The 16523-nt window shown below is 72.1% G+C and carries 14 protein-coding genes; 5 read left to right on the top strand and 9 right to left on the bottom strand.

The features are described 5' to 3' along the window. Positions 1–254 precede the first annotated feature (254 nt). Complete coding sequence (locus ACH34Q_RS06820; RefSeq protein WP_395981896.1) at positions 255–881, top strand: RNA polymerase sigma factor; 627 nt, start codon at positions 255–257, stop codon at positions 879–881. Between the two features lie 2 nt (positions 882–883). Further along, positions 884–1900 (top strand): CU044_5270 family protein, encoded by a 1017-nt coding sequence (locus ACH34Q_RS06825; RefSeq protein ID WP_395981897.1) that lies wholly within the window; start codon positions 884–886, stop codon positions 1898–1900. A gap of 46 nt (positions 1901–1946) precedes the next feature. Here the strand turns inward: ACH34Q_RS06825 and ACH34Q_RS06830 are convergent, their stop codons facing one another. Further along, positions 1947–2765, bottom strand: a complete 819-nt coding sequence (locus ACH34Q_RS06830; RefSeq protein ID WP_395981898.1) for an SAM-dependent methyltransferase — start codon at positions 2763–2765, stop codon at positions 1947–1949. Between the two features lie 329 nt (positions 2766–3094). On the opposite strand from ACH34Q_RS06830, the gene ACH34Q_RS06835 reads away from it, so the two are divergent. After that, a complete protein-coding gene (locus ACH34Q_RS06835; protein ID WP_395981899.1) occupies positions 3095–3526 on the top strand; it encodes a pyridoxamine 5'-phosphate oxidase family protein in 432 nt (143 codons plus the stop codon). Between the two features lie 83 nt (positions 3527–3609). Here ACH34Q_RS06835 and ACH34Q_RS06840 read toward each other — a convergent pair whose 3' ends face one another. The 3 genes from ACH34Q_RS06840 to ACH34Q_RS06850 are packed head-to-tail and all read right to left on the bottom strand — an operon-like array spanning position 3610 to position 5976. After that, positions 3610–4080: a hypothetical protein gene (locus ACH34Q_RS06840; RefSeq protein ID WP_395981900.1), complete on the bottom strand. Its 471-nt coding sequence runs from the start codon at positions 4078–4080 to the stop codon at positions 3610–3612. After that, positions 4077–4613 (bottom strand): RNA polymerase sigma factor, encoded by a 537-nt coding sequence (locus tag ACH34Q_RS06845; RefSeq protein ID WP_395981901.1) that lies wholly within the window; start codon positions 4611–4613, stop codon positions 4077–4079. The genes ACH34Q_RS06840 and ACH34Q_RS06845 overlap by 4 nt, the downstream gene beginning before the upstream one ends. Next, positions 4603–5976 carry an alpha/beta fold hydrolase gene (locus ACH34Q_RS06850; RefSeq protein WP_395981902.1) on the bottom strand — a complete coding sequence of 458 codons (1374 nt, stop codon included), beginning with the start codon at positions 5974–5976 and terminating at the stop codon, positions 4603–4605. The genes ACH34Q_RS06845 and ACH34Q_RS06850 overlap by 11 nt, the downstream gene beginning before the upstream one ends. A 506-nt stretch (positions 5977–6482) precedes the next feature. Here ACH34Q_RS06850 and ACH34Q_RS06855 point away from each other — a divergent pair. Further along, on the top strand, positions 6483–7457 hold the full coding sequence (locus tag ACH34Q_RS06855; RefSeq protein WP_395981903.1) for a LacI family DNA-binding transcriptional regulator: 975 nt from the start codon (positions 6483–6485) through the stop codon (positions 7455–7457). A 27-nt stretch (positions 7458–7484) separates the two neighbouring features. Here ACH34Q_RS06855 and ACH34Q_RS06860 read toward each other — a convergent pair whose 3' ends face one another. From ACH34Q_RS06860 to ACH34Q_RS06880, 5 genes are all read right to left on the bottom strand, one after another. Beyond that, positions 7485–9593: a hypothetical protein gene (locus tag ACH34Q_RS06860; protein ID WP_395981904.1), complete on the bottom strand. Its 2109-nt coding sequence runs from the start codon at positions 9591–9593 to the stop codon at positions 7485–7487. A gap of 49 nt (positions 9594–9642) precedes the next feature. Continuing rightward, complete coding sequence (locus ACH34Q_RS06865) at positions 9643–12129, bottom strand: glycoside hydrolase family 2 TIM barrel-domain containing protein (RefSeq protein ID WP_395981905.1); 2487 nt, start codon at positions 12127–12129, stop codon at positions 9643–9645. A 91-nt stretch (positions 12130–12220) separates the two neighbouring features. After that, a complete protein-coding gene (locus ACH34Q_RS06870) occupies positions 12221–13300 on the bottom strand; it encodes an endonuclease/exonuclease/phosphatase family protein (protein WP_395981906.1) in 1080 nt (359 codons plus the stop codon). 213 nt (positions 13301–13513) lie between these two features. After that, the gene (locus tag ACH34Q_RS06875; protein ID WP_395981907.1) at positions 13514–14464 is read right to left on the bottom strand and encodes an SRPBCC family protein; all 951 of its coding nucleotides are present in this window, start codon (positions 14462–14464) and stop codon (positions 13514–13516) included. Continuing rightward, the gene (locus ACH34Q_RS06880) at positions 14464–14790 is read right to left on the bottom strand and encodes an ArsR/SmtB family transcription factor (RefSeq protein WP_395981908.1); all 327 of its coding nucleotides are present in this window, start codon (positions 14788–14790) and stop codon (positions 14464–14466) included. The genes ACH34Q_RS06875 and ACH34Q_RS06880 overlap by 1 nt, the downstream gene beginning before the upstream one ends. Before the next feature lie 132 nt (positions 14791–14922). Between ACH34Q_RS06880 and ACH34Q_RS06885 the strand changes: the two genes are divergently transcribed. After that, positions 14923–16491: a HEAT repeat domain-containing protein gene (locus tag ACH34Q_RS06885; RefSeq protein ID WP_395981909.1), complete on the top strand. Its 1569-nt coding sequence runs from the start codon at positions 14923–14925 to the stop codon at positions 16489–16491. Positions 16492–16523: the final 32 nt, after the last annotated feature.

Here is a 16523-nt window from a genome sequence, read left to right on the forward strand (position 1 = left end):
GCGCAAGCGCGGCTACGTCGAAGAACGCTATGGATTCGACGCTCCGGAATCGTCACCGCACGGTGGACACTCACGAGTAGCTCGCTCGGGGGACGAGTGCACCGCGATTCAGTTCGCACACCCGACCGCCTGGGTTACTGCTCCCCGAGTGGTCGACGCCCCAGCCGTCCTGCGCGGCATGCCCCTGCCCACCGCTGCCGGGGATGTCGCCGACCCGCGTGAAAGCGATCCGGGGGGCGAGCGGAGTAGAAGTGATGACCATCCCCTCGGAGGTGTCCCATGCCGGACCCAACGGAAGGGGCGGCAGCGTGACCGCCCGGCCCGATACGGCCCCGACGGACGCGGAAGTGCTCGCCGCGTCCGTCCGCGACGGCGACCGCTTCACCGCCGTCTACGACCGGCACTACGCCGATGTCCACCGCTACGTCGCCGGACGTCTCGGCCCGGAGGCGGCCGACGACGTCGTGGCCGAGACCTTCCTCGCCGCGTTCCGCCGCCGCGCGGCCTTCGACCCGTGCCGCGGATCCGTCCGGCCCTGGCTGTTCGGCATCGCGACCAACCTCATCGCCCAGCACCGCCGGACCGAGACCCGCCGCTACCGGGCGCTCGCTCGGGTGGGCGCGGACCGCCACCCCGGCGGCCACGACGACCGGGTCGCGGCCTCGGTGTCCGCCGAACGGCTCCAGCCGTCGCTGGCCAGGGCGCTCGCCGCGCTGTCCCGCAAGGACCGCGACGTCGTGCTGCTCAAAGCCCTCGCCCAGCTCTCCCACGAGGAGATCGCGGGCGTGCTGGGCATCCCGTACGGCACCGTCGGTTCCCGCCTGAACCGGGCGCGAAAGAAGCTGCGCGCCGCCCTGCCCGCCCACACGGAAGGACTGTGACCATGGACGAACTCCAGATGATCGCCACGATGCTGGACGAGCCGCCCACGCCGGAGACCGAGGCCGCCGTCCGCCATCGTCTCCTCAACGGGATGCGCGAGCCGGAGCACCCGGCGCGACAGGCCTGGCGCCGTCGCGCCCGGTGGGGCGGGGTCGGCCTGGCCGCCACCGCCGCCGCCGTCACGGGCGCGGTCGTGCTGTCCTCCGGTACCACCCCCCGCGCGCCCGACCACGGCCGCGGTTCCGTCGCCGCGCAGCCGATGTCGGCGAAGACCGTCCTGCTCGCCGCCGCCGAGCAGGCCGAGGCCGCACCGGCCACCGGCAAGTACTGGCACGTCCTGAGGATGCAGTCGAGCGCCTACTACGACGAGCCCGGAGACTACTGGATGCTCGGGCGGCAGCTGATCGGGCAGTGGAGCCGCCCGGACGGCCGGTCCTGGACGGGATACCGGACGCTCGGCGCCGTGCCCATGTCCGCCAAGGACGCGCCCGCCTTCCGGCGGGACGGCTCGCCCGACCCGAACCCGGTCTCCCCCGTGCTCGACAAGGACACCGGGACGAAGACCTATCCGGTCTGCGACAGGGAGATGACGTTCAAGCAGGTCCAGGCGCTGCCCGCAGACCCCGGCAAGCTGAAGGGCGCCCTCAAGCGAGCGATCCCGCGCGACCACCCCACCGCGGGCCGGACCACGGACGAGGTCTTGAAGAACTGCGTGACCGGGCTGCTCAGCTTTACCCCCGCACCGCCGAAGGTGCGCGCCGCCGCCTACCGGATGCTCGCAGCCATGCCCGGGGTCACCGCCATCGGCACGGTCACCGACGAGCGCGGCCGCAAGGGGGTCGGGCTGCACGTACGGGTCCTGCGCGACGTCGCCGAAACCGTGATCATCGACCCGGGCTCCTCGCTCGTGCTGAGCACGTCGCGCACCGTTCCAGACGTCCCCGGCAAGGTCGCCAAGGACCTGTACCTGCAGGCCGGCTGGACCGACGCGGCCCCGAGGATCCCCACCCTCCCCTGACCCCCGCGAGCGTGGCCTCAGGAAGTCGCGCAGCTCGTCGCGGCGGTCAGAGAACGCGGGCGACCCCGCCGAGGTAGGTGGCCCTGGTGAAGTCGAAGTCCTCGGTGCCGCCCGGCCGCCAGTCCTCGACGGGGGCGAGGCCGGGCGGCAGCGGCTCGGTCCCCGCGAACAGCGAACCGATCTGCGCGCGGCTGCGCAGCGTGAAGTTCCCCGCCGTGGTGCGGCTGTAGACGCCGTCGACCTTCGCCAGCTCGTCGTCGTGGCCCTCTCCCGGGAACACGTGCGAGATGACCACGTGGCTGCCGGACGGCAGGCTCTGGCACAGCCGGCCGACGATCCGCTCGGCCTCCGCGTCGTCGGAGACGAACTGCAGGATGGCGCAAAGGATCAGGGCGACGGGCTGATCGAAGTCGATCCGGGCGCGCAGCGCGGGGTCGGCGAGCAGCGCGTCCGGGTCGCGCAGGTCGCCCTCCAGAACCAGGGTCTGCGGGTTGTCGGCGAGCAGCGCCCGCGCGTGGACGAGCACGATCGGGTCGTTGTCGACGTACACGACCTGCGCGTCGGGGGCACGGCGCAGAACGACCTGGTGCACGTTCTCCTGGGTGGGCAGCCCGGTGCCGATGTCGAGGAACTGCCGCACGCCGAGGCCGGCCAGCATCCCCATGGCACGGCCGAGGAAGGCGCGGTTCGCACGGGCGGCCAGCCGGACGTCGTTGCCGACCTCCCTGCTGATGGCGATGACCTTGTCCGCGGCCTCCCGGTCGGAGCGGAAGTTGTCCTTGCCTCCCAGGTAGTAGTCGTACATCCGCGCCACGCTCGGAACGCTCGGGTCGATGCCCGATGGCACCTGCTCGCCAGTGCTCAAATGCCCACCTTTTCTGTCCGAGGAAAGCGAACCACAGAAAGGCATTCCTTGCCCGTTACTCGTGAACAGTGAATCGGCGGCGTCGCGCCCACTCGGTGACACCGCCGGACAGCCTTGATCAGGGAAGATGTGGCGGGCGTGCCGGTGGGCCCCGGCGATGTGAGGGAAGACACCTGGCACGACCCGGCCATCGTGATCACCTGACCACTGCCGGTCATCTGCACTCGGCCATCTCGGCTGGTCTTCGGGCATGGCCGGGCCGTTCTCGCCGTGGCCGGGTCATCAGGGCCGTGGCAGGATGGTGGAAATGGTCAGCGAGGGGACCGATCATGACCTTGGTGATGAACACGGCCGAGCGGGAACGTTTCCTGGCCGGGCCGCACGTGGGGATCCTCAGCGTCGCCGGAGAGCAGGGCCGCGCGCCACTGGCCGTGCCGGTCTGGTACCTGTACGAGCCGGGCGGTGAGATCTCGTTCGCGACCGGCCAGGACAGCCGCAAGATGGCCCTGATCCGTCAGGCCGGCCGGGTCAGTCTCACGGTGCAGAACGAGCGGATGCCCTACGGATACGTCTCCGTGGAGGGCGCCGTCACCGCCGTCCAGCAGGCCCACCCGGAGGAGCGCCGCGCGCTGGCCGAGCGCTATCTCGGGCCCGAGGGTGCCGCCGAATACCTGGAATCCACCAAGGACATCGCCCACACGATGGTCGTCGTCCGCGTCCGCGCCGAGCACTGGCTCACCCGTGACTACGGCAAGCATTGATCATTCGCCGGATGGCGGGCCGGCGGGGTCCACCCTCGGACTCGGGATCGGTCATCGGGCGGTCGTGGTCGGCCGGTTCACCATCACCCAGGGGGGCGAACGACGAGCTCTTCGAGCTTGTCGAGGGATCTGCGTGACTCGCGTCCGACCCCGATCGGCACGATGGCGGCCATCGCCGGGACCCGTACACCTCCGGTGAGGGCGACGCGGGTACGCCCGTCGGGCTGAGCCGCCGCCGCCATGCCGATGATCAGGAACCGGCTCTGCAGCCAGCACCAGCCGGGGCGGACGACCCCGCGCAGGTGGGCGCGCTGGCCGAGCCTGCCACGGGCGTGCAGCTCCGCCCTATCGCCGTCCCGAGTGAGGACGCGGACGTGGTGCATGCCGGGCTGCACCGTGGTGAACCCGTCCTCGAAGTCGGTGAGGATCTCCCAGATCTGGTTCAGCGGGGCATTGACGATGCGTTCGGTCACCGTGGCGCCGGGCACGCCGGCGGCCATGGCACGGAGCCGGCGCACGGGGTCGACCGCGGCGGAAGGCCAGGTCGGGGTCATGAGATCCACGCCTTCCTGAAGGACTCCCGGGCTCGGTGAAGCCGGGATTTCACGGTCCCGACCGGCAGGTCGAGCAGGGCCGCCGCGTCGTCCTCGGTGACGCCGTGCAGGTCGCGCAGGACGAGCACGGCGCGGTGCCGGGGGCTCAGGCGGGCGAGCACATCCCGGATGTCGGCGGCGAGCTGGGGGTCGCCGCGGGCCGGTATCCGGTTCAATGTCTCGTCGCCGGTGGGACGGGCTCGGGCGTCTCGTTCGGCGTGGCGGACCGCTTCGCGGACCGCGATAGTGCGTACCCAGCCGAACAGTGCGGCGGGCTCGCGCAGTGACCGCAGCGACCTCATCACCACGATCAGGGTGTCCTGAGCGGCGTCGGAGCCACTGCGGAGGGCGATCGACCCGCACACTTGCGCGACGTAGGGCGTGAGCACGTCGAGCAGGTCGCCCATCGCCAGGGTGTCGCCGCCCTGCGCCGTCCGGACCAGGGTGACCGTGTCGACCGGGCCCGGTGCGGGATGGGGCGGATCAGTACCCACGCAGGAACTCTTTCATGTGCGCGTTCACCTGGGACGGGCAGTCCAGCGGCAGCCCGTGACCGCAGCCGTCGAGAACGTGGAGCCGCACCGCCGGGAGCCGCTGCTCGAACGTCGCCGCGTACTCGACCGGGAGGACCGAGTCCGCGCCGCCCCAGAGCACCAGCGTCGGTGTCGTCGTCCGTGGCATGGCGCGCTCGGTGACGCTCCAGTCCAGCCGGGCCTCGAGCTCGTGGGTGGCCCGCACGTTGCCGGGGAACGTGCCCGGGACGGCGAGAGCGTTGATCAACGCGGGGTCGACCGCGTCGGGATTCACCAGCAGGCCGCGCACGGCGCTTTCCAGCGAGGGGACACTGGATGACCCGAGCCGCGCCAGGGCGAGGCCGACGATCGGGAGCTTGAGGATCTCCCATCCGACGGGGTCGGGACGGTCCGCTCCCGACGGGGCGAGCAGGATCAGGCGGTCGACCCGGTCCGGATGGGACTGGGCGTAGGCCAGCGCCCATCCGCCGCTCCAGGAGTTGCCGGCCAGGACGGTCCGGGGAAGGCCGACGGCGTCGAGGTAGGTGTCGATCGCCCGGGTCATGCCGTTCAGGTCGTAGGTGAACCCACGGTCGCGGAGCTCGGTGTAGCCCTGTCCGGGCAGATCCACGACGTAGACGGTGTGCTCCGCCGAGAGTTCCGCGAGCTGCGGCGTCCATGCCGCGGCCCACGACGATCCCGGCGACAGGAGCACCACCGGCGACCCGGAGCCCAGCTTGACGTGGTGGAACCGGGCCAGCGGGGTGTCGACGAACTCCGACGTGGCCTGTCCGAGAACCGCCGTCGGGACGTCCCGGCTCTGGGCCGCCGGCGAGAACCCGAAGGCCCCGAGCAGTGCCAGGGCCACCACGGCCGCGGGCACTCCGGTGGCCGCCGTCCGCGACCAGCGGGCCCCGGGGCGGGTCGTCCCGGGCCGGCCGGTCCCCTCGCCGAGGAGCCGGAGGCCGCAGCCGGCCAGGCCCAGGCACATCGGCGTGTAGACGAGGATGTTCATCCAGTAGAAGACACCGGGCGTATGGCCGAGGGCCGGCACGCACCACAGCACCCCGAGCAGTCCGCGGGTGAGCAGCCCGGCGGTGACACCGAGCGTGCCCAGCTGCCAGAGCCACCCGAGCCGGTGCTCCCGTCCCAGGCGCCCGCGAGCCAGAACGAGCCCCGCCGCGACGGTGAGCAGCGCGGCGAGCGGCAGGACGAGTCCGGGCCTGAAGTCGGAACCGAAGCCGAGGACGGCGCGGGACAGGTCGTAGGTGTCGTCCGCGGGCCACACCGCTCCGGTGGCCCAGTACGCATGGAACGCGGCGTCGCCGAGAAGGACCGTTGCCATGATCGTCGACCAGAACGCGGCGCGGGCTCGCCGCGGTGGCGGGCCCGGCGATCGACGGATCGGGGCGGACCGGTCATCAGCGGTGAGTGCCATACCCGACAGAGGACGTTGACGCCGCAGACGTTCCACACGATTTCGAAGTCGCCGCCCTCCAGTACCCAGCGGCCGTGAACGGGGCTGAAGAACAGGAGCACGAAGACCGTCCCCCAGCCGATCTGCGCCAGGACCCAGTGAGCGCCATGATGACCTCGCTATCGGGGCGAACAGCTGAATCGACCGGGCGTGTGGTGAGGGTTCGGTTGCCGTCGGCGCGAGTGCGAGGCCTCTACTAACGCGCGATACCAACTCGCGTTAGTACCTAATGGCACGGGACGGGCGGGTGGCAAGGGGAAGCCGCGTAACGAACGCGCGAACGGCGGGCGTGGTCGGCCCGGGTCCGCTAACACGCGTTACAAGCGAGGCCGTACGATGAGCATCGTTGATCGGCACCCCGCGGCGAGAGGCCCATGACGCACCCTCCGAAACGCATCACCAGCGCCGACGTCGCGCGCGCGGCCGGAGTGTCGCGGACCACGGTGAGCTTCGTGCTCAACGACCGTCCCGGCCAGTCGATCCCCGAGGAGACCCGGCGTCGCGTGCTGGAGGCCGCGCGAAGCCTGGACTACCGCCCCCACGCGTCCGCGCGCGCCCTGGCCGCCGGGCGCAGCGACATCGTCCTGCTGGCCGTTCCCGACCTGCCCATCGGGCCGGGGATCAGCCGATTCGTCGAGGAGCTCGCCGCCGCGCTCGCCGACCACCGGCTGACGCTGGTCACCCACCTCACGGGCGCGCGCGGGCGCCCGCTGCCGGACGTGTGCGCCACCCTCAGCGCCACGGCGGTCATCGGTTTCGACTCGTTCGAGCCGGCGATGGTCGAGGCGCTCCACCGGGCGGGGGCCTCGGTCGTGCTGCCCGCCGAGGGCGCCGCGTCCGCCATGTCCGAGATCGGACGGCTCCAGGCCGAGCACCTGATCGGCCGCGGTCACCGGCGCCTGGGATACGCCATGCCGACGGACTCCGGCCTGCGCCCGATGGCCGAGGCGCGGCTGGAAGGCGCCGCCCGCGCCTGCGCCGTCGCGGAACTCGACCGGCCCGTGGCCCTGGACACGGGAATGGAGATCGCCGAGGCGGCGCTCGCCGTGACCGGATGGACGGCGCGGTCGGTCACCGGCGTGTGCGCCTTCAACGACGAGATCGCCATGGCGGTCCTGGCCGGCATGCGCGAGCACGGTCTGGCCGCGCCCGCCGACATCGCCGTCATCGGCGCCGACGACGTTCCCGCCGCCCGGCTGACGGCGCCGCCGCTCACGACCGTCGCCTACGACCTGCGCGAGGTCGGCCGCCGCCGGGCCGAGGCGGTCGCCGCCGGGCTCATGGGCGACGATCCGCACCCCGCCCTCGCGCGGACGTCCGAGCGGGTGATCGAGCGCTCGTCCACCTGACGGAGCCGGTACGCCGGCGCGCGCCGTTCACGGCCACCTCGTGAATCCTTCGTGCCGGACGGACCAGGTGCCGTCGGCGGGGAAGCCGGGGCGGTTCGCGTCCGCCCCGTCCCAGCCCGCGGCCATGAGGGAGACGGCGGCCAGGAGGGCCCCGTTGGAGGGCAGGTAGACCGGCAGCAGGCTGCCGATCTGGGGGGTGTGGCCGGACGGCCCGTACCGGTTCTTCGGCTCGTCCATGTGGAGCGCGTCGACCGCCAGGTCGGGGCGGCCGAGGCGAGCGGCGGTCATGGCCATGGCGGGGAAGTCCCAGCCCCAGGCCGTGTTCCAGTCCCAGGTGTCGCGGACGTCCAGGAGCGTGGCCTGCATGGTGGCGGGGTCGATGAGGGGCGTGGCGGGGACGACGCCGAGCGCGCACAGCATCGAGGGGTGGTCGTCCCGGCGGAGGTAGGGCTCGGTCGCGATCGCCGTGTACCGGCCGTCCTCGATGTGGGGAGGGACCAGGCCGTCCTGGACGCGCCGCCAGTGCTCGTCGCGGTCCCGGCCGAGGCGTTCGCGCCAGCGCTGCGCGATCTCCAGGCCCCACCACCAGTAGGCGAGCTCGAAGGTGGGGTCCTCGGTGGTGGTGGCGTCGTAGAACTCCTGGGCGGGGACGAGCGGTGCGGGCAGGTGGTAGGCGCCGTCGCGTTCCTCGACGAAGGAGGCCATGAACAGCGCCGTCTCCTCGACCAACTCGGCGAAGCGCGCCGCCAGCTCCTCGCGCTGCCGTCCGGTGCGGCTCCGGTAGAGGAGTTCCAGCAGGTAGAGGGGGTGGGGCTGCTGCCAGACGAGCAGTGCGCCGATGTCGCTCGGGCTCTCCCTGCCGTCGGGACCGACGTGCTTGGGCCAGCGTGCTCCTGCGTAGTTCTGTCGGCGGGCCGTGTCCCGGGCGGAGTCCAGAATGGACAGGTACCAGTCCATGCTCCGTTCGAGCAGTTCGGGACGTCCCCATGCCGCGAAGTGCGCGGCGTGCCACCAGTGCATCTCCAGGTGGAACTTGCCCTGCCAGGAGTTGGTGATCAGGCCCGTCTCCTGGGGCGGGGTCGTGCCGGAGCAGTTCACCTTGGTGAGGTACTGCGACAGGACGATCCGGCGCTCCAGCTCCGCGGCGCGCGGGTCGGTGCTGCCGGCGAAGTCGATGGCCGCGCCCGACGTCCAGAAGCGGTGCCAGGCCCTCTCCGCGGATGACCGGATGCGGGCGAACTCGGTGCGCCCGAGGTCCGCCCCGTCGCCGGGGGCGAAGGAGGCGACGAGTTCCAGGGCGGCGTCCGGTGTCGTCAGGGCGAACTCGTGCGGTTCGCCGGTGGCCTCGACCGTCCCGCACGACCAGTCCAGGCGCATCGTGTACGCGGTGTCGTCGAGGGCGCGGCCGAACATGCAGGCCCGCTCTCCGACCGGTTCCAGCGTCGTCCGGTGCTCGCGGGGCGAGGACCAGTCCGCGGTCCGGAAGAAGTCGTCGCTGGCATAGGGGAACCGGACGGCGACACGCGCCCGGCCGTCGGCGAGCAGCTCCGACTCCACGCGGAAGGCGACCCGCGCGTGGTCGGGGTCGGCGACCGTGGTGACGCGCACCTCGTGTCCGGCGTACTCGAAGACGCTCTCGAGCACGCCGGTCCAGAGATCGAGGCACTGGCGCGGGTTCGCGAGCACCGCGGGCTCGGTCTCCGGGACGGCGCCCGGCGCCCGCCGGAGCAGCAGCCCGATCCGGCCCAGGTCCACTCGCTGGGGGTTCAGATGCAGCCACGTCCCGGCCCGGTACTCCTCGGCGACCGCGCCGCCGAACGCCGCGGCCATGTCGAACCTGTCCGGGTACTGCACGGGTCCGCGTGCGGAGGGATAGGACGACATCGCGTCGGCGAGCACGAAGCCGTCGGGGTTGGGCATCGAATGCCAGCCCCAGGTCGACATCGTCGCGGTGTTGACCGCCGGTCGCCGTTCCGCGTGGGCGGCGGCCTGGTCGTGGAAGGCGGTGAAGGTCTGCATTCCCGTGATGTCGGCGGTGAAGGCGAAGTCGCCGTTGCCGACCGTCAGAACCTGGGAGGGGTCGGGCTCGGTCAGCTCGACGGTGTGGCGGCGGACCACCGCCTGTCGGTCGATCATCGTCGTCCTTCCGGTAGAGGGCGGGCCTGGCCCCCGGTGGCCGCGCTCGTCATCCGACGGCGACCGAGAGCTCGACCGGGTCGCATCCGGGAGCGGAGACCAGGAGGCGGATCCTGCCGGGACCGGTCGGACGCAGAACGGCCAGGGCGCGGCCCTCGTAGGTGCGGTGCTCGGCCGCGTCGAAGCGTTCCTCGCTCGCCGGTGCGGCGCTGCCGAAGCCGGCCAGAACGCCCGCGCCGGAGACGTCCACGCGCACCGGGCGGTCGGCGGCGGGCTGGAGCGTTCCGCGCTCGTCGGTCAGCGTGATCGTCACGAACGCCAGATCGCCGCCGGTGTCGGTGATGACCGGCCGGTCGGACTCGGCACGCAGCCGGCACGGTCCTTCTGCGGTTCGCAGCAGGTGGCGGCCGATCTCGGCGCCGCCCCGGTAGGCGATCGCCACCAGGTCACCCGGCGCGTGGACCGTCTCGAACTCGGCGCGAAAGCGCTGTGCTTCCCCCGCCGGGCGCCGTCCGAGCGAGCCTCCGTTCACCAGGAGCTCCACCTCGTCGGCGCCGGCGTAGACCTCGACGGTGATCGGCGAGCCCTCGTATCCGGGCCAGGTCCAGCTGGAGACGGCATCGCTCCACGCCCACGGGCTTCCGCCCCAGGTCTTGCCGTGATGCTGTGGCCGTCTGACCGCCACGTAGGGCGCGGCGCGCAGACCGAAGACGATCTCCCGGTAGTAGGAGACGGGACGCCGGTGCCCGGTGATGTCCAGGTCGCCGCAGCCCGCGAGCAAGTGGGGGTAGGGGGCCACGTGGACGGGCCGCGGCGACTCGGGCGTGAGGTACTGGGGCCGTCCGATGCCCACCTCGCCCAGGTAATCCCAGCCTGTCCAGGTGAAGTCGCCGATGACGTGGTCGTACTTCTCGACCAGCTTCCAGTTGCCGTCGATGCGGGTGGGGAACGTTTCGGCGCCCACGATGATCCGGCCCGGGAACAGGTCCCGGTCCAGGGCGTAGCGGCTCTCGGAGTAGTTCATGCCGGCGACGTCCAGCACCGCGTAGGACTCGGCGGTGCGCTCGGTCACCAGGTCCGAGACGGCGACCTTGTTCATCATGTCGCCGGCATCGGCCATGACGGTGTTGATGCCCGCCTGCTCGTCGATGCCCGCCTGCTCGCCGGCCTCTTCGCCCGCCGCCTCGGTCCCCCGCGACCGCTGCCGCGCCTTCAGGACCTCCGGCAGCACGGCCAGCATGTTGTTGACGCCGTTGGTGACGAAGCGAGTGCCGTCCAGGGAGCGGACCTTCTCGGCGAGCCTGCGCGCCCAGAACGCTCCGGCGGCCGTACCGGCCTCGGGGATCTCGTTGCCGATGGAGTACATGACGACGCTGGGGTGGTTGACGTCCTTGGCGACCATCGCCTCGATGTCGCGTTCCCACCATTCGGGGAAGTGCAGGCTGTAGTCGAACTCGCTCTTGGCCGAGGTCCACATGTCGAACGCCTCGTCCATGACCAGCACGCCGAGCCGGTCGCACGCGTCCAGCATCGCCCTGCTCATCGGGTGGTGGGCCATGCGGATCGCGTTGAACCCCGCGTCCTTCAGCAGTTCCACCCGCCGCTCCTCGGCGCGGGCGAACGTGGCCGCGCCGAGCACCCCGTTGTCGTGGTGGACGCACGCGCCGCGCAGCTTGACCGTCCGGCCGTTGACCTGCAGGCCGGACCGGGGGTCGAGCTGCAGCGACCGGATGCCGAAGGTGACGTCGCCGGCGTCCACCTCCTCGCCGTCCTCCCCCAAACGCAGATGGCAGGTGTGGAGCATGGGAGAGTCGGTGCTCCACAGCGCGGGATCGAGAACGTACAGGCGGGTGCGGGCCGTCGCGGGTTCACCGGGCAGCACCGTGATCTTCGAGACGTCGCCGGCGACGACGACGCCCCCGGCATCCCGGATCTCGGTCGCCAGGTCGAGGGTGCGGATCGCGAGCGAGTCGTTGTCGACCGTGACCGCGACCTCCACCACCGCGCGGTCCCGGTCGATGTCGGGCGTGGTGACGCGGACGCCGTCGAGCGCGATGCGGGCCGTTGCGCCGATGAGCATCCAGGTGTCGCGGTAGATGCCCGCACCGGTGTACCAGCGGGAGTCGCGGTGGGCCCGGGCCTCCACGCGGATCTCGTTGTCCTGCCCGAAGCGCAGGAACCGGTCGGCGTCGATGTGGAAGTGGGAGTATCCGTAGGGCCGCTGCCCCGCGTAGTCGCCGTTGAGGTGGACGGTCGCATCGCGGTAGACGCCCTCGAACTCGAAGAAGATCCGCTTGCCCCGGTGCTCCTCCGGCACGAAGAACGTCTTGCGGTACTCGAAGGCGCCGCCGGGGAAGTACGCTCCGGCGCCGTTCTCCATCGTGGCGGCCCCCTGGGGGACGACCCGGTCCTGCTCGATCATCGCGTCGTGCGGCAGCGTCACCGGGCGGTACTCGACGGCGGTGCCGGACAGTTCGGCGAAGGGGTTGACCTTCGGCCGGGCCTGCCAGCCGTCGTTGAACGAAATGCGGTTCATGAGAGCTCGCCTTCCCTTCGCCTCTTCTCCGGCCCGATACTAACGCGCCTTAGTAAAGCGCGTTACCTCGCGGCCACCCGGCAGGCCAGGTTCACCAGCTGATTCCGGCCGCCACCGGCCGGTGGTCGCTGCCGGTGGCGGGGAGCACCCACGAGCTTTCCGGCCGCACGCCCCTGACCAGGATCTGGTCGATCCGCACCAGCGGGAAGGACGCCGGCCAGGTGAAGCCGAAGCCGTCCCCGGCCGCGTCCTGGGCCGAGCGCAGCCGCGCGGTGATGCCGTCGAACGCGCGGTCGTCCATGGTGCCGTTCAGGTCGCCGAGCAGCACCACCCGCTCGTTCTGCTCGGCGGCGATGGCCTGGCCGACCGCCTGCACGCCTCTGTCCCGCTGGGCCGTCCCGAAGCCCGCCCGGGGATTCACCCGTACCGACGCCATGTGGGCCACGTACACCACCAGCGGCCCGTGGCCGGTGGCCACCGTGGTGCGCAGCGCCCGGGCGTCGTCCATCCTGGCGTCGATCGGCTTGGTATCGGCCAGCGGCCCGTAGTCCATCTTGATGTCGACCGGCCGGATGTCCGACAGCGGCAGCCTGCTCCACAGTCCGACCGTGCCCTGCACCGCGTGGTGCGGGTACGCCTTCGCCAGCTCCTTCTCGTACGTGCCCCGCGCCTGCCGGCTCAGCTCCTGCAGTGCCAGCACGTCCGCGCCGGTTGCGGCCAGGTTCCGGGCGGTGCCGGCCGGGTCGGGATTGCCGGCGCCGACATTGTGGCTGACCACGGTCAGGTCGCTGCCCGAGCGGGACTTGTCGCCGAGCAGCCCGCCGAAGAGGCTCAGCCACACCACGACCGGAAGCAGCAGCCCGGCGACCGCGGAGGCGGAGCGGCGCCACAGCGCCCCGGCCAGCAGCATCGGGACGAACAGGCCGAACCACGGCAGGAAGGTCTCCACCAGGCTGCCGAGGTTGCCGATCCGGTTCGGGATCGTCGCGTGCAGCAGCAGGAACAGGCCCAGCAGCAGTGCCACCGCCGCGAACACCAGGCCGCGCTTCCAGGGCCCCGTCCGCGAGCCGACGCGGACCAGGCGGCGGATGCCCTCGCGCCAGGTCCCGGCACCGGTATCCAGGCCTCCGGCGCCGCCCTGTTCGGCCTCCGCCGTTTCCACCTGCGCCATCGGCCGCCCTCGCTCATTGCCGGTCACTGCTGCATCCGTCGGCGGCCACCATCCGCCCGCAACTGTCTATCCAACGGGCGGTCACAGCACGGTGCCCAAAGCTGTGACCCGGCTGTGACCCGGGCCTGCTGCCCGAGCCGGGTGGTGCGAACTCCGCGACGGCCTCCGATGCCCGCACGACCGAGCGGCCCGGTGCCGCGCCGGGCCTCGGAGCTAGCCCAGCTGGGCGGCATAGTGCTTGATCAGCTGCTCGGTACGGTCCGCCGGCCATGGGCAGCGGATCTCGCCGTGGGTGGCCGCGAAGAACTGCTCAAGCTGGACGTGCCATGCGGCCAGTGCTGTGGCGCGCAGCCCGGCCAGGTGTGCGGGCAGAGTCTGCTTCAGCTCGAGGCGGACACCCAGCTCGGGATCGGAGAGGAACTCCCAGCGCACCGTGCCGGCCTGCGCTCCGTCGTGCAGCCACCCGTATTCCAGGACTCGCGGCGCGTCGACCGCGGTGACCTCGCCGGCCGGCACGTACCCGTTCGTCGCACGCGCTGGCGGCTCACCACCGACCTGCGGAGCGGCGTCCTCGACGAGCACCCCCCAGGCGTCGTCGACCGGCTTCCACACCAGGTCGCGGGCGAAGTGCAGCTCGTAGCCGGCGCCGGTCGCGCGAACGGTGCCCGCACCGAGGCCGAACTTCTCGATGTAGCGCTCCATCGGGCCGAGCCAGTCGGTCCGGGGCGGCACGGTCTCGCCGTCGAGCTGGCCGTCCAGCTCGTCCAGGCATGTGTCCCAGCCGGCGGCCGTGCGGCCGGCGCCGAGCAGGCCCACCTCGCCACCGCCGATGGTCTGGGTGAACACCAGCAGGCAGCCGTCGTCCACGGGGATCAGCTCGATCCGCAGCACGTCGTCGTTCCAGCGGAACATGAAGACCTTCGGCGGGTCGACCTCGAGCACCTCGCCGTCCCATCCGCCGTCCACCACCGCTTCGTCCGGGAAGGTGAACCGCATCGGCGCGCCGGGACGCAACTCGGCCTCGACCCTGGCGGGAAACCAGTGCGCCATCTCGGCCGGATCGCTCACCGCCCGCCAGACCTTCGCGGGCGGGTGGGCGAGCCGACGCTCGAAGCGAAGCGTCGGCTTCCCGTTGACGGTCCGCAGTGTCGCTTCCGTGGTCATCAGGCTCCTTCGGCGTCGTCGTCCGGCATGGTGTCCAGGTGGCGTTCGAGGGTGTCGAGGCTGGCGCTCCACATCCGGCGGTAGGGCGCGAGCCACTCGTCGATCTCGGCCAGCGGCGCCGGGCACAGCCGGTACCAGCGGCGCTGCGCGGCCGGCCGGACCTCGACGAGCCCGGCGCCGCGCAGGATCTTCAGATGCTTGGACACGGTCGGCTGGGTCAGCTCCAGCCGCTCCACCAGGTCCCCGACCAGCCGTTCGCCGTCGCGCAGCAGATCGAGGATCTCCCTGCGGTGAGGCTCGGCCAGCACCTCGAACATAGATGCCATAGCGGCAATATAGCCAAAGAGGCATATAGACTGTCAAGGAGCCCGCGGCCCGGCTTCCACTGCCGGTTCCCACGGTTCCTGGGCGCCGAAACCGGAATGACACGCCCCCAGGCGGTTGGAGACGATGCCGCAATGTCATTGCGGCCGCGGTCACGAACTCCGGATTCGAGCGAAGCCGATGCCCAGGTCTCGGTCACGGGGGTCGGCATCCGGGACGAGGAGGGCGCCCACCGGCTCGCCGGGCTGCTCCTGCGCCCGGCCACAGAGGAGAGCGCGCCGACGCTGCTCAGGCTCGTCGGCGAGCGTCCCGACCTGCTCATCGCTCTGGACCGCCTGGCGCGGCATCCGCTGTACGCGCCCGTTCCCGGCTGGAGCGAGGAGGCCCGCCGCGCGTTCGCCGGCGGCAGCGGCGGCATCGCCGTGACCGCGCTGGCCTCCCTGCACCGGAACGGGCACGTACGGGAGACGGCGACCGCCGCGCTCGATGCAGAGGGCGTCCTGCTCCCCTTCCTCATGCTGCGCACCACCGACCACGTCCCCCAGGTCCGCGACCAGGCGCGGGCAGCGCTGGCGACCGCGCTGTTCCGGCACCCTGAGGCCGCCGGACGGCTGGCGGCCCTGGCGCTGCGGCTGGTCCGCCGAGGCCACGGCGGGTTCGCCCTCGCCCAGGTCACCGCCGTACTCTGGAACGCATCCGCGAACGACCTGCGCGCCAGCCTGACGGCGGCCCGCGGGCACCGCACCCGGCGGTTCCTCTTCGATCTGGCCCTGGCCGCCGGTGCCCTGGACCCCGTCCACCTGCGCGACCTCGCCCTGGCCGACCCCGACTGGCGACTGCGCGCGAAGGCCGCCGACCTCCTGGCCAAGGACGCGGTCTGGACCCGGCGCCCCGATCTGCTGCGCGAACTCGTCCCCGCTGCGGCGCCGGAGGTGCGGGTGTCGGCGCTGACCGGGCTGGACCGGCTGGGCCTGCTCGGTCCCGCCGTCCGCCATCTCACCGACGGCTCGTTCACGGTACGGGCCTTCGCGCGCGACGCGTGCCGCCGCGCCGGTGACGATCCCGCCGCGCACTACCGCGCACTGGTCGACTCCGCCACCCCGCCGGCCCCGGGCGCGCTGGCGGGGCTGGGCGAGTGCGGCTCGTCCGGTGATGTCCCCCGCCTTGCCCGATGGCTCGACCACCCCTCCCCCGCGGGCCGCGTGCAGGCCGTCCGCGCACTGGACCGGCTGGGCGGCGTCCGGTTGACCGACCGTGCGAGCGACCTGCTCACCGATACCTCCGCCGACGTGATCCGAGAAGCGGCCCGAGCACTGCGTCCGCTCGCCGGCCGCCTCGGCGACGACCGCATGCTGGCCCTGCTCGCCCATGACCGCCACCAGGTGCGCTATGCCGCCTACTCGATCCTGCGAGAGCGAGACGGGTGGCTCCGGCTGCGAGCGGCCCTCACCTCCGCCGTGGACGCCCACCTCAAGACCGCCACGCGGGCCCGTATCGACGCCGTGTGGTGGGCACGCCGGGACGAACCCGCCCACGTCCCCCCGCGCGACTGGCAGAAGATCAGCCGGGAACGTCTGCCCGCCCTCACCTGGGACGAACACGCCGTACTCACCGCGCTGGCCGACGCCGCCACCCCATTCCTGTCGCCGTACGCCGTCGGCAAACTGCACCGCCTCCTCCACACCCATCGGACCAGCCAGTAGTCCGGGGGGTACTTCGAGGATCGGCCGAACGC

The sequence above is a fragment of the Actinomadura sp. 9N407 genome (assembly GCF_044326315.1).
Classification (GTDB): domain Bacteria; phylum Actinomycetota; class Actinomycetes; order Streptosporangiales; family Streptosporangiaceae; genus Spirillospora.